Source organism: Diaminobutyricibacter sp. McL0608, from assembly GCF_039613825.1.
Classification (GTDB): Bacteria; Actinomycetota; Actinomycetes; order Actinomycetales; family Microbacteriaceae; genus Diaminobutyricibacter.
In genome coordinates this window covers 3,641,603-3,654,437 of record NZ_CP154826.1, presented here as the reverse complement: position 1 = coordinate 3,654,437, position 12,835 = coordinate 3,641,603, and the positions used below count along the sequence as shown (strand labels likewise).

General features: G+C 66.5%; 13 protein-coding genes. All 13 read left to right on the top strand.

What is annotated here, in order from left to right; translation table 11 throughout:
- The first annotated feature begins 56 nt into the window (after positions 1–56).
- The 13 genes from AAYO93_RS17360 to AAYO93_RS17300 all read left to right on the top strand — a co-directional run bounded on the left by AAYO93_RS17360 (position 57) and on the right by AAYO93_RS17300 (position 12,743).
- On the top strand, positions 57–1,760 hold the full coding sequence (locus tag AAYO93_RS17360; RefSeq protein ID WP_345762425.1) for a sensor histidine kinase: 1,704 nt from the start codon (positions 57–59) through the stop codon (positions 1,758–1,760).
- Positions 1,742–2,413, top strand: coding sequence for a response regulator transcription factor (locus tag AAYO93_RS17355; protein ID WP_345762424.1), 672 nt, complete (start codon positions 1,742–1,744; stop codon positions 2,411–2,413). The genes AAYO93_RS17360 and AAYO93_RS17355 overlap by 19 nt, the downstream gene beginning before the upstream one ends.
- A gap of 89 nt (positions 2,414–2,502) precedes the next feature.
- Positions 2,503–3,363 carry a universal stress protein gene (locus AAYO93_RS17350; RefSeq protein ID WP_345762423.1) on the top strand — a complete coding sequence of 287 codons (861 nt, stop codon included), beginning with the start codon at positions 2,503–2,505 and terminating at the stop codon, positions 3,361–3,363.
- Positions 3,356–4,216: a universal stress protein gene (locus AAYO93_RS17345; protein ID WP_345762422.1), complete on the top strand. Its 861-nt coding sequence runs from the start codon at positions 3,356–3,358 to the stop codon at positions 4,214–4,216. The genes AAYO93_RS17350 and AAYO93_RS17345 overlap by 8 nt, the downstream gene beginning before the upstream one ends.
- The gene (locus tag AAYO93_RS17340; RefSeq protein WP_345762421.1) at positions 4,213–4,485 is read left to right on the top strand and encodes a hypothetical protein; all 273 of its coding nucleotides are present in this window, start codon (positions 4,213–4,215) and stop codon (positions 4,483–4,485) included. Before AAYO93_RS17345 ends, AAYO93_RS17340 begins: the two co-directional genes overlap by 4 nt.
- A gap of 16 nt (positions 4,486–4,501) precedes the next feature.
- Positions 4,502–5,047, top strand: coding sequence for a flavodoxin family protein (locus AAYO93_RS17335; protein ID WP_345762420.1), 546 nt, complete (start codon positions 4,502–4,504; stop codon positions 5,045–5,047).
- 5 nt (positions 5,048–5,052) lie between these two features.
- Positions 5,053–6,939 carry a heavy metal translocating P-type ATPase gene (locus tag AAYO93_RS17330; protein WP_345762419.1) on the top strand — a complete coding sequence of 629 codons (1,887 nt, stop codon included), beginning with the start codon at positions 5,053–5,055 and terminating at the stop codon, positions 6,937–6,939.
- Between the two features lie 26 nt (positions 6,940–6,965).
- Positions 6,966–7,247, top strand: a complete 282-nt coding sequence (locus AAYO93_RS17325) for a DUF5652 family protein (protein WP_345762418.1) — start codon at positions 6,966–6,968, stop codon at positions 7,245–7,247.
- Between the two features lie 20 nt (positions 7,248–7,267).
- Positions 7,268–9,919, top strand: coding sequence for a magnesium-translocating P-type ATPase (gene mgtA, locus AAYO93_RS17320; RefSeq protein WP_345762417.1), 2,652 nt, complete (start codon positions 7,268–7,270; stop codon positions 9,917–9,919).
- 91 nt (positions 9,920–10,010) lie between these two features.
- The gene (locus AAYO93_RS17315; RefSeq protein ID WP_345762416.1) at positions 10,011–10,163 is read left to right on the top strand and encodes a hypothetical protein; all 153 of its coding nucleotides are present in this window, start codon (positions 10,011–10,013) and stop codon (positions 10,161–10,163) included.
- On the top strand, positions 10,160–10,861 hold the full coding sequence (locus tag AAYO93_RS17310; RefSeq protein ID WP_345762415.1) for a cytochrome b N-terminal domain-containing protein: 702 nt from the start codon (positions 10,160–10,162) through the stop codon (positions 10,859–10,861). The genes AAYO93_RS17315 and AAYO93_RS17310 overlap by 4 nt, the downstream gene beginning before the upstream one ends.
- On the top strand, positions 10,858–11,880 hold the full coding sequence (locus AAYO93_RS17305) for a hypothetical protein (RefSeq protein WP_345762414.1): 1,023 nt from the start codon (positions 10,858–10,860) through the stop codon (positions 11,878–11,880). The genes AAYO93_RS17310 and AAYO93_RS17305 overlap by 4 nt, the downstream gene beginning before the upstream one ends.
- Positions 11,880–12,743: a ketopantoate reductase family protein gene (locus AAYO93_RS17300; protein WP_345762413.1), complete on the top strand. Its 864-nt coding sequence runs from the start codon at positions 11,880–11,882 to the stop codon at positions 12,741–12,743. Before AAYO93_RS17305 ends, AAYO93_RS17300 begins: the two co-directional genes overlap by 1 nt.
- Positions 12,744–12,835 lie beyond the last annotated feature (92 nt).

The following is a 12,835-nucleotide window of genomic DNA, read 5'->3' as shown; positions in this document are numbered from 1 at the left end:
GTACACTCACGCTCAGGCACCGTGCCTGGATGTGCGAGCGGTCGAGGTGAGCCGACGTGGTTGACGACGATGCCATCACGTTCCCCGATGCTCCTCGTGCAGAACTGGATCGCGCGCTCACAGAACTCGTGGAGCGTGCCCGTGACGTCATGCAGACCCAGGGACGGCTGCGAGCTCTGGTGCGAGCAAATCGTTCGGTGGTCTCGCATCTCGAGCTTCCGGTCGTGCTTCGGAGCATCATCGAAGCCGCCGTCGAACTGGTCGGCGCTGAATATGGAGCGCTGGGCGTCCTGTCACCGGGCGGCGGCCTGGAGCAGTTCATCCACGTCGGAATGGCGCCCGACCTGGTCGAGAAGATCGGGCATCTGCCGGAAGGCCATGGACTGCTCGGGGCGCTCATCGACGACCCCCATCCCATCCGGATCGAACGAATCGCAGACGACGCACGATCTGCCGGGTTTCCAGCCCACCACCCCGCGATGGGCAGCTTCCTCGGGGTACCGATCCGCGTCAGGGATTCCGTCTACGGCAACCTCTACCTGACCAATCACGCGGAAGGCGGTTTCAGCTCTGACGACGAGCAGCTCGTCGGTGCGCTGGCGGCGACGGCCGGCTTCGCGATCGACAACGCACGCCTCTTCGCCGAAACCGAGGCGCGTCGCGCGTGGAGCGCAGCCGGGTCGGAGATCAGCTCCTCCCTCCTCGGTGGTGAACCCGACGATGCGCTCGAAGAGCTCGTGGCCGGCGTGGCCCGGCTGTCCCGCGCGACACTGGTCTGTGTGCTCACCAAAGACGAGCACACGGATGCTGCAATCGTCCGCGCGGCGCATGGCGATGGCGCGGAAGAACTCGTCGGACGTGTCCGGCCGCTCTCCGGCGAGACTTTGTCCGTCGCGTTCGAAGGCGGGGGGCCCCGGCTGACGGACAGCTTCGACGATGAGAGCCTCGCGCTCCCCGGCGCGACATGGGGACCGTCTCTCATCGCACCGTTCACGATCGATGAGGGTGCCGCATCCCTTCTCGTTGTCCTGCGGGCTCAGGGCGACCCTGCATTCTCCCCGTTCGACCTCGAGCGGGTCGTCGATCTCGCGGGTCAGGCGAGCATCGCGATGGAGCTCGCAGCCGCCCGAGCCGACAGGCAACGGATGCTCCTGCTGGAGGATCGCAACCGGATAGCCCGCGACCTTCACGACCACGTGATCCAGCAGTTGTTCGCAACGGGTCTGGAACTTCAGAGCATCGAGTCCCTCGTCTCCTCGGAGGCCGTCGCCGACCGGATCGATCGCAGCGTCAATTCGATCGACGCTGCGATCGCCCAGATCCGATCCATCATCTTTGCGCTCTCGCGTCAGAGCAAAGGAGGCACCGGAGTGAGGAACCGGATCCTCGACGTAGCAGACGAGCTCGCACCGGCACTTGTACGCCCCGCGACCGTGGAGTTCTCCGGGCCGGTGGATCTGCTGGTGACTGAGGACCTCGCCGACGACGTCAGTGCGGTCGTCCGGGAAGCGTTGACCAATGCCGCCAGGCATGCGAGTGCCGACCGTGTCTCCATCAAGCTCACAGTCGCTGATGCGACGGTCACCGTGACCGTGGAGGATGACGGGGTCGGGATGGGCGGGAATGCGCGCCGAAGCGGCCTCAGGAACGGGCTTGAGCGGGCCGCGCGGAGGGGCGGCACGATGACCGTCGAGCCGGCAGACCCGGGGACGCGGCTGATCTGGTGCGTGCCGATAGCGGAGTGGGCGAGAACGCCGTGAACACGGGATCCATCCGCGTCTTCCTGGTCGACGATCACGAGATCGTCCGACGCGGAATCGCCGACCTGCTGGATGCAGAAGCCGACCTCGAGGTGGTCGGAGAGGCAGCTACGGTCGCCCAGGCGCGTGCTCGAATCGCGGCGACGAAACCGGATGTGGCCGTACTGGATGTGCGTCTGCCAGACGGCAGCGGGATCGATGTCTGCCGTGAGATCCGGAGCACGATGCCGGGCGTCCGCTGCTTGATCCTGACGGCCTATGACGACGATGACGCTCTGCGAGCCGCTGTCATCGCGGGTGCATCCGGATACGTGCTGAAAGACATCAGGGGCGGCAGGCTCATCGAGTCCGTCCGGCTCGCGGCTGCCGGGAAGAATCTGATCGATCCGGCCATCGCCAGGCGCGTCGTCAGCCAGTTGAAGGGCGCGACTGCGACAGACCCGTTGCTCGATGGCCTGAGCCTGCGTGAACGGCAGGTACTCGCGTTGATCGCTGACGGCCTGACGAACCGGCAGATCGGGGAGCGGTTGAAACTCGCGGAGAAGACCGTGAAGAACTACGTGTCGTCCCTGCTCAGCAAACTCGGGCTCGAACACAGAACCCAGGCGGCGATCCTGCACCTCGAACACAGGAACGCGGCTCCGAGCCCGTAGGACTTTCGGCACTGTAGCCCGGTCGAGCAGGCCGACACGCTGGAAGCGAGCGAAGCACATCCCCTTCGTTCCGACTTCTGGAGGCCGAAGTGACCGAGCACATCATCGTCGCTGTCGACGGCGACACCTCCCATCGGGCACCCATTCGGTGGGCGCTGGATCGGGCGACGCGAACGGGCGCATCGGTTGAACTGCTGTTCGTCATCGGACGCACCTGGGGCGACTCGGAGGCGGCGCCCCAGCCGAAACTGATCGAGGCGGCAGACCGCATCCTCACCGCCGGCCGCGAATTCGCGCAGCGCCAGGCGCCGGGAATCCGCATCAGAGCCGGCTGGGCTTACGGAAGGATAGCGGCCAGCGTGGTGGAAGCCGCCGGCCGAAGCGATATCGTCGTCCTCGGCATCGAGCGACGGCACGGTATCGAGGCGACCTTCGTCGGGTCCCTCGCCGTGCGCATCGCCGGCAGTTCACCCAGCACCGTCGTCGCAGTGCCCTACGAATGGGCGGACAACGGCAGCGGCGTGGTCGTCGGAATCGACGGAACCCCCTCGGCGGAGATCGCCCTCGACTTCGGCGCGCACGAAGCACTGCTGCACCACGATGCATTGACGCTCGTGGCCGGCGGCTACACCGCGAACCCCCTCCTCACCGGCCTCGTCCCCGAACGGACCGTCGACCATCGACGCGAGCGGGCACTCGAAACGGCGAACGCCACGGTCCGCTCGATGCAACCCGCGCCGACGGTATCCACGCGCGAGATCGAAGCCGCGCCGGCAGCCGCGCTCATCCGAGCCGCACGTGGCAGCCGGCTCCTGGTGGTCGGCAGTCGTCCACGTGGAACAGCCGAGCGAACTCTCATGGGTTCCGTCGCGCATAACGTGCTCCTGAACCTTGAGACACCCGTCGCCATAGCGCGCCGCCACGACAAGGAGATGATCGGCCATGAATGAACGCATCGTCGTTGCGTGGGACGGCTCCAAACCGTCGGCTGCAGCGCTCGAATGGGCGATCACGCACGAACGGGGCCGACACGGCACCGTCGACCTGGTGCATATCGTGGACGATTCGAAAGTGTCATCGGACTACCTGGCGACCGAAGCCATCCTCGCTCAGGCGCACAATCGTGTCGACACACAGGCCTTGCTCGTTCTCCGCGAAGAGCCGAACGTGAGGCTGAACACGCACATCCGCCGCGGTGATCCCTATGATGAGCTGGTCGAATTGACGCGCCACGACACTCTGCTGATCGTGGGAACTTCGCAACGACACGGCGTTCACCTGCGCTACGGGTGGTCGCTCGGGGCGCGTCTGGCCGCCGGCGCACACGGGCCCGTGGTCATCGTTCCTGACGGCACTGCCGCCCGAGAGCGGTCCGGTGTCTTCGTCGGTGTCGACGGCACGCACACCGGAAACCTCGCGCTCGACTTCGCCGCACGGGAAGCATCGCGCCAAAGGGAGACATTGCACATCGTGCACGCCTGGACCGAACCTCTTGCCTGGCACGAAGGCGCCGTACCCGACGACGACCTCGTGGAGTCGCTCGAGATCGCTCATCAGAGCGTGCTCGACGAGACGGTCACGCTCCTCCGCGCCTCGCACCCGTCGTTGGATTTCACCCCGCATCTCCTGCGGCAGGACCCCGCCCTCGCGCTCCTCCAGCTCGCCGGATCGGCCGCGCTGCTCGTCGTGGGAACGCGCCAGCGACACGGACTGACGAGGGCATGGATGGGCTCGGTGAGCCACGCCGTCATCCTCGACATCGTCTGCCCCACTGCCGTCATCGCACCGGAGGAACACCAATGACTGACACCCAGTTCAAAGAACCCGTCACGCTCGTCCTCGAGCGAGACGTTCCCGTTCGCATGACCCGGAACGGAGTTCGCTATTACGTCGACGGTGCGCCGGAACCGCTCGGCCGCACGGTGGCGACGAAGAAGGACAGGGCTCCACTGCCGGCGGTGGTGACCGGGTGGCGCTTTCGCGGAACCTCGGTCGCCGGAGAATCACACCTGTTCGAGGTGGTCGCCCGCGACAGCGCGCGCTGGAACCTCCGGGCCGTGCGCGACGAGTGATCAATAGGAGGAAATCATGAAGATCGTGATCGTGTATGAATCGATGTTCGGAAACACCCGGCAGATCGCCGAGGCGATCGCCGATGGCGCCAAGGATGCGGCGCTCGTGTCCGTGGTCAACGTCAACGACATCACGTCGCCCGTGCTCGAGAACGCCGATGTCGTCGTCGTCGGTGCTCCGACGCACGCGCATAGCCTGAGCCGGCCCTCGACACGAGCGGAAGCCGTGAAGGAAGCCGCAGATCCAGCTCATGAGCTCGCTCTGGAGCCGAAAGCGGAAGGCACGGGTGTGCGTGAGTGGCTCGAAAGCAAGCCACCGGTCCCCGCGTTCTTCGCCGCGTTCGATACCCGCGCGGACATCGCGCGTATCCTCAGCGGAGCGGCATCGACGAAGATCGACCGGAGGCTGCACGGGCTGGGCTCGAAACGGCTGACGGACGCGGAGAGCTTCCTGGTGAAGGACAACCGGCTTGACGAGGGCGAGCGTGATCGCGCCGGGCTCTGGGGGTTCCACTTGGTGACCGAGGCGCAGAAACGCGCGGCCGGCGCCCACGTCGTCTAGCCTCCGTGACCGCACCATCCGTGAGCCGCGCGACGGGGCTCGTCCGCCGATACCCGCTGGTCGCCGCGACGATCGGATGCGCGGTCATCGCTCTGCTGCTGACCGTCGCGGGCCTCCCCGGCGCGGCATCCGACCTGATCACAGCGTTCGCTCTGATCGTCGTCGCGATCGAGTCGGCCGGCATGCTCACCACTCTGCGGTCCGGCAGCTGGGGTCTCGATGTGCTGGCGGTGGCGGCAATCCTCAGCACGATCGCGGTCGGCGATGTGTGGGCGGCCGTCGTTGTGATGCTGATGATCAGCGGCGGTCAGGCGCTGGAGAAGTACGCCTCGACGCGCGCGACCAGCGAGCTCACCGCTCTCCTCGAGCGGGCTCCCCAATTCGCCCACGTCGTCGACCCGATCGACGGAACGCTGAGTGATGTGGCGGCGACCGAAGTCGAGGTGGGCGACATCATCATGGTGCGTCCGGGGGAGCTGGTCCCGGTGGATGCGGACCTCCGGTCGGACGAAGCCGACCTGGACGAGTCGTCGCTCACCGGCGAAAGTGTGATCGTCTCGCATCTGACCGGCGACCGGCTGCTGAGCGGGTCGGTGAACGGCGACAGCGCGATCGAGGCAGTCGCCGTGGCGGATGCTGCGGGCAGCCAGTTCCAGACGATCGTCGATCTCGTCGCCGCCGCTGCGGACCAGAAGGCCCCGTTCATCCGGCTTGCCGACCGGTTCGCAGTGCCGTTCACGATCATCGCCTTCGTGATCGCGGGGGCCGCGTGGGCGATCAGCGGCGATCCGCGACGTTTCGCCGAAGTCCTCGTCGTCGCGACGCCCTGTCCTCTCCTGATCGCGGCGCCCGTCGCCTTCCTGGCCGGGATGAGCAGGGGGGCGAAAGGCGGGGTCATCGTCAAATCCGGCGGCGTGCTGGAGATGCTGTCGCGCGTCAGGTCGGCCGCGTTCGACAAGACCGGAACGCTCACGTTCGGTGCACCCGCCGTCGTGCGAGTGGAGCCGATCGGGTATAGCTCTCCGGACGATGTCCTCTCCGCCGCCGCAGCTGCAGAGGCGTACTCGGGACACACGATCGCCCAGGCGATCGCCGCTGCCGGCTCGGGATCACACGAGGTGACGGACGTCGAGGAGACCATCGCGCAAGGGCTCAGCGCAACCGTCGACGGACGACGTGTGGTCGTGGGCAAGGCCGCCTTCGTCGCGTCGGAATCGGCAGCTTTCGACGAGGTGGCGGCAGCGGCCGGCGCGATGATGGTCTGGGTTGCGATCGACGGTCGACCAGCGGGCCGGATCATTCTGCGCGACGAGGTGCGGCCCGACGCGCCCTCGACGATCGAGGCGCTTCGCAGCCTCGGGGTGCGCCACTGCGCGATTCTGTCGGGCGACTCAGCTGCCACCTCTGAGCAGGTCGCGGCACGGGTCGGCATCGACGACGTCCAGGCAGCGCTTCTTCCAGCCGACAAGGTCGGCGCCGTGGCCCGGATGTCTCCGCGGCCGGTGATGATGGTGGGCGACGGCGTGAACGATGCGCCGGTACTCGCGGCTGCCGATGTCGGGGTGGCGATGGGGGCGCGCGGCGCCACGGCCGCAGCAGAGTCGGCGGATGTGGTGATCCTGCTCGATTCCCTGGATCGCGTCGTGTACGCGGTCGCCACGGCCAAACGCAGCGTGCGCATCGCAACGCAGAGCATCGTTCTGGGTATCTCGCTCAGCCTCATTCTGATGGGGATCGCCGCGTTCGGGCTGATCCCCGCGATCATCGGCGCACTGCTCCAGGAGGCTGTGGACCTCGCGTCGATTCTCAACAGCCTGCGGGCGACGCGCAGCGGTACCACCACGACGGGACGTTCGGCCCTAGGGTCGCGCCCCAACGCGCAGCAGACTTGACCCAGTGGACAGGGAAGGGCCCTCTCATGCATGACACACACGGCCGCGGGAAAGAAGTCAGTCGCGGAAAATCAGCGGCTTTCGGTGCATTGGTGGCGATGTCGCTCGCCTGGAAGGCCGCATCGCTCTGGCGTGCAGCAAAGGATGACAGCAAGCCGTGGTTCGCGACGCTGTTCGTCGTCAACTCGGCCGGCATCCTCGACGCCCTCTATCTGTTCAAGATCAGCCCCGGTCGGAGGAATCGCGCGAAGCCCGAGATCATCGATGGCCGGGAGTACGTGCAGCAGACTCACACCGAAGAGACCTGACCGCGGTGCGAGACTGAGACGTGACCGCCGAAGACACTCGCGCCGTCGAACCGGGCCAGGCCGAAGACCTTCGCGCGGCGGCCTGCCGGCCGGTCGACCAGGCTCTGAGCAACGCCGACTCGCGGGCGGAGGGCCTGTCCTCTGATGAGGCTGCGCACCGACTCGCTGTCGTCGGGCCGAATGCCGTTCGCGGTCATCGGGCGCGACCGTGGCTCGTGCTGGGTCGACAGCTGAAGAGCCCCATCCTGATCCTGCTCTTCGTCACCGCGATCGTCTCCGCGTTCCTGGGCGACGCAGCGGATTCCGTGATCATCACGGTGATTCTGGTGCTCAGCGTCGGACTGGGCTTCGTCAATGAGTTCCGTGCCGAGCGGGCCGCTGATGCCCTCCACGACCAGATCCGGTACAGAGCCTTCGTCTTCCGCGACGGATCGCTGCGGGCAGTTGACGTGGTCGAACTGGTGCCGGGCGACGTGGTCTCCGTGAGCGTGGGATCCGTCATTCCGGCCGATCTCCGCCTGCTCAGCTGCAACGACCTGCAGTGCGACGAGAGCATCGTGACAGGTGAGTCGATGCCCGTCACGAAGGACACTGCCGCCGTGGCGACGGGTTCCGGCCTGGGCGACCTGACCAGCTGCGCACTCATGGGAACCGTCGTTCAAGCAGGAAGCGGAACGGGCGTCGTCGTCGCGACCGGCCCTCACACCGTCTTCGGACGGATCGCTGTCGGACTCGGCACGGAGCAGCCGCAGACCGATTTCCAGCGCGGTCTCGCCCGGTTCTCCGTCTTCCTGCTCGAAGTGGCCGTCGTGCTGACCTCGCTGATCTTCGTCGCCAACCTGCTGCTGCACCGTCCCCTTATCGAATCGTTGCTCTTCTCCCTGGCCATCGCGGTCGGCATCACCCCGCAGCTGCTCCCCGCAGTTGTGAGCACGAGTCTCGCCGCCGGATCCCGGACGCTCGCCAAACGCAAGGTGCTCGTCAAACGGCTGGTGTGCATCGAAGACCTGGGCGACCTCGACCTGCTCGTCACCGACAAGACCGGAACGCTCACCGAAGGGCACATCAGTTTCACCGAAGCACTTCCGGTGGACACGTCGCGCCCGGCTGCCGAGCTGTTCCTGCTTGGGCTCCTCGCGACGGAGACCGACTACTCGAAACCGACACCCTCGATCGTCGGACTGAACGCACTGGATGCCGCGCTGTGGCAGAGCCCGGAGGCGGCCACCTTCGAACCGCGTGCCCAGCATCGGGTCGCGCTGCTGCCGTTCGATCACGAACGCCGGATGACGAGCGCCCTCGTCGCGGATTCGAGCGGCGCGATGCGGCTCATCACGAAGGGCTCCCCCGAGGACGTGATGCGACGCTGTGTCGACGTCCCTGCGAACGCGATGGCCGCACTGGATGCGCAGTACGCGGCCGGCGCGCGCGTCGTCGCGGTGGCCGTGCGCGATGTTCAGGGCGTCACGCGCATCCGCCCCGACGACGAGAACGAGCTCACGCTGGTCGGCCTCCTCGCGTTCGTCGACAAGCCGAAGGCGGATGCCCGGGCCTCACTCGACCGGCTCGCTTCGCTCGGAATCACGGTCAAGATCGCCACCGGCGACAACGCCACCGTCGCCGAGAAGGTCTGCTCCGAACTGGGGATGCGATCCGGCGGAACACTCACCGGTGAGCAGATCGACGACCTCGGCGACGAACGGCTCAGTGATGCCGCCCGAACCGCCACGATCTTCGCCCGCGTCTCGCCCGAGCAGAAGGCGCGCATCATCAAACTGCTCCGCCAACGCGGGCGCGCCGTCGCGTTCCTCGGCGACGGCGTCAACGACGCGCTCGCGCTCCACCATGCCGACATCGGAATCTCCGTCGAGTCGGCCGCCGACGTCGCCAAAGATGCTGCCGACGTTCTTCTGCTCGACAAGGATCTGGGCGTCCTCGCGACCGGCGTCATGGAGGGTCGTCGCATCTTCGCGAACACGATCAAATATGTGCTCATGGGAACGTCGAGCAACTTCGGCAACATGTTCAGCGCATCCGTCGCGTCGGTCGCGCTTCCGTTCCTTCCCATGCTTCCCGGACAGATTCTGCTCAACAACCTGCTCTACGACACCGGCCAGCTCGCCATCCCGACCGACCGGGTCGACCCGGAACAGCTGCTGGCGCCGTCGCACTGGGACATCGCATTCATCCGCCGCTTCATGCTCACCTTCGGGCCGATCAGCTCGATCTTCGACTTCGCGACCTTCGCCCTGATGCTGTTCGTCTTCAACGCCGCGCCCGCCGAGTTCCGCAGCGGCTGGTTCATCGAGTCCATCGCGACCCAGACGCTCATCATCTTCGCCATCCGCACCAGGCGCGTACCGTTCTTCCGCAGCCGTCCGTCGCTCGCGCTCGCCGTCGCATCGCTGGCCGTCGTCGCGGTCGGAGCGTGGCTGCCGTTCTCGCCGCTCTCCGGGGTGCTCGGGTTCTCGCCCCTTCCGCTCCCGTTCTTCCTGGCACTGGTCGGGATGATCCTCGGTTACCTGGTGCTGGTCGAGGTGGCGAAGGTGTGGTTCTTCTCGCGCGCAGCCCAGAAGGCGCCCGTTGCGCTCGTTCGCCGACGCGGCTACCCCCACCGTGTGCGCCGGCGCGCTGCGCGGTTCACTGCGAAGTCTCCGCGGTCGCAGACGTAGCCCGCGAGGCGGTTGCGGCACGGAGGACCTTCGGCCCTATTCGCGCTTCCTACGTGGATCCACTCTGGAACCACGAACAAAGGAGTCTCCCGTGGAGATCGTCGAGAGCGTGTCACCCGGAATCTATCTGGGCTGGGGTCCGCTCGTGGTCCAGCTCGGCAACCTGATCGTCATCGCGGTCATGATCGCACTGTTCGTCCTCGCGCTCGTGCTGCCGTTCCCGAAGGCCCGGCGCCGGAAATGAGCGCTGCAGAGAAGGTCACCCCCGAGGTGCAGGACGCAACTTCGGCGGACGAGGTCTACACCTGGACGGGACGCACGCGCCGGTGGCTCCTCACGAAGCTCCCGCCGGACAAGCTGCTCCCGCAGGACCAGCCCAGCTATGTCGCATCCTGGATCTACATCTTCGGCATGGCATCCCTCGCCGCGCTCGCCGTCGTCATCGTGTCGGGCCTCGTGCTGAGCTTGAACGGGCCGTCCTGGTCACACACCTCACAACTCGGGCATTTCACGAACGGCGTGCACTTGTGGAGCGTCGAGCTCTTCTTCCTGTTCATGGTCGTGCACCTCTGGGGCAAGTACTGGATGGCCGCCTGGCGCGGAGGACGGGTGCTCACCTGGATCACCGGTGTGATCGCGTTCGCCGTGTCCATCGTCGCCGGCTTCACCGGCTACCTCCTCCAGACGAACTTCGACTCCCAGTGGATCGCGTTCGAGGGCAAGGACGCGTTGAACGCCGCCGGCATCGGTGCCTGGTTCAACGTGGCCGACGTCGGGCAGATGTTCGGCTGGCACATCGCGGTGCTCCCGCTCGCGGTAGCCGCGGTCGTCGCGCTCCACGTGCTCCTTGTGCGCATGCACGGGGTCGTGCCACCGATCGACGCCGATGAGACCGATGACCAGGTCGCGCGCGCTGGGAACGAATCGGAGGTAGTGCGATGAAGTCGTCACCGAGCATGTCGTGGCGTGCGGGCAACGACCTGGTGAGCCGACCGTGGCGCGGCCGAGTCCGCGACTACGACCTCTTCAAGGAAGTCACCATCGGAATCGTCGTCGTGTCGCTGATCACGATCGGCCTCGTCGCCGTCCTCGGGTCGCCCGACGAACCCAGCGTCACGCTCAAGAGCTGGGCGACGAGCCAACCTGTCGACTTCGCGACGACCGCGACAGCCGAGCTCGGAGGAACGAGCGACACCGCCGGGTATGGGCCCCCGTACAACACGACACCGGATGCGACCCAGACTCTCGGACCCCTCGACCTGCAGAGCATAGCCGGGGTGCGCATCCCGGTCGACACCGCGAACGCGTTCGTGGTCAGGCCGCTGAAGACGCTGCGGTCAGCTCCCGATGCGCTCGCAGCGTGGTCGGCGGGATCCGCCGCAGACCAGACACGGTGGACGACCGATTACGCCAAGGCGCTCGCTGCCGACAAGGGGACGTCACTTCCGCCGGCCAGCGGAGGCGACTACGGTCCTGTACCGGCCATGATCGCATCGCTGTCCTCGTCGGCGCGGAGCGGAGCCCTCGACGGCGCGGTGGCGGGTGAAGGTGGCTTCTACAACCTCGATTTCACCCCGGCGATCCTCTTCCTCGGAGATGGCACCTACTTCCAGAATCTCGCCACCGCGCAGCACCTGACAGGTGACCAGTGGGGGATGATGAACGAGACCGGCAACTATCCCGGCCAGTCGTGGCTGTGGCTGTTCTCCTTCTTCTACCAGGTGGAACCGTTCGCGTCGGCGCCCAACGCCGACCTGCTCATCGTGCTCATCATGGGCATCCTGACGGCGCTTCTCGCGCTGCTCCCGTTCATCCCAGGGTTGCGCACCTTCCCGAAGTGGATCCCGATTCACCGCCTGATCTGGCGGGATTACTACAGCAAGCAGGGGGTTCAGCCGGGAACCGCCGGCCCCGAGCCAGCCTCGACCCGTTCGGAGACTCCCCTCGAGAGAACCCACTGATGCGGGTCCTCGTCTTCGGTGCGGGCGTGATCGGCCGGATCTATGCGGCTCGTCTCGCGCTCGCGGGCAACCAGGTCGTCCTGGTGGCCCGCGGATCCGCCGCGACCACGCAGGCGAAAGGCATCCGGATTCACGCCATCGGTGAGCGAGAGCGGACTGTCCGGGTTCCGATTGTGGCCGATGCGTCTGAGGCGGGGGACGTCGACATCGCCTTCCTCGCAGTCCGGCGTGACCAGCTCGACGCCGCCATGCCGGATTTCGCGCGCATCCGATCGCGGCTTGTCGTCAGCCTCATCGACATTCCACGCGGGCTTCCAGAATTCAGAAAGCTGATCGGCCCTGCGCGCTTCATACCGGCGTTCCCGGGCGTCGCGGGCTCCGTCTCCGACGATGGGGTGGTGAACTTCATCGACGTCCGGCAGCAGCCGACGACAGTCGAGGATGCGCCCGCCACCGCAGAGGTGGTCGGGCTTCTCGAGGAAGCGGGATTCCGAACGGCGACGGTGCCGAACATGGACTCCTGGCTCCAGACCCACGTCATTTTCATCACGGCCTTCGAAGCGGCGATCGTCCGTGTGGGCGGCGACGTTGCGTCGCTCGCCCGCGACTATGACGCGGTACATGATGTCGTCGTCGAAGTGAGGCGCGGCCTGCGGGCGTTGACGGCACGAGGAGTACAGGTGTCGCCGACTTCCCTGAAGACCATCTTCATTCGGATGCCGCTCTGGTTCGCGACCCGATACTGGATGCGTCAGCTGGCCGGTCCGCTTGGTCGCTTCGGGTTCCGCCCGCACGCGATGAAGTCACAACACACGGAACTGCCGGCGTTCCTGGAGGATGTCCACGCGCTGACCGGGCTGTGACCTTCCACGTAGCCCAAGAGCGTACTCAATCATGACCAGGTCACTGACGAAGACTCGCGTCTAGGCTTTGCCGGCACCCACCTCGGATTCAA

Bases quoted from the DNA above. Each gene is read 5' to 3' on its own strand.
- AAYO93_RS17345 (WP_345762422.1), top strand. From the start codon at position 3,356: ATGAATGAACGCATCGTCGTTGCGTGGGACGGCTCCAAACCGTCGGCT.
- AAYO93_RS17340 (WP_345762421.1), top strand. From the start codon at position 4,213: ATGACTGACACCCAGTTCAAAGAACCCGTCACGCTCGTCCTCGAGCGA.
- AAYO93_RS17335 (WP_345762420.1), top strand. From the start codon at position 4,502: ATGAAGATCGTGATCGTGTATGAATCGATGTTCGGAAACACCCGGCAG.
- AAYO93_RS17325 (WP_345762418.1), top strand. From the start codon at position 6,966: ATGCATGACACACACGGCCGCGGGAAAGAAGTCAGTCGCGGAAAATCA.
- AAYO93_RS17310 (WP_345762415.1), top strand. From the start codon at position 10,160: ATGAGCGCTGCAGAGAAGGTCACCCCCGAGGTGCAGGACGCAACTTCG.
- AAYO93_RS17305 (WP_345762414.1), top strand. From the start codon at position 10,858: ATGAAGTCGTCACCGAGCATGTCGTGGCGTGCGGGCAACGACCTGGTG.
- AAYO93_RS17300 (WP_345762413.1), top strand. From the start codon at position 11,880: ATGCGGGTCCTCGTCTTCGGTGCGGGCGTGATCGGCCGGATCTATGCG.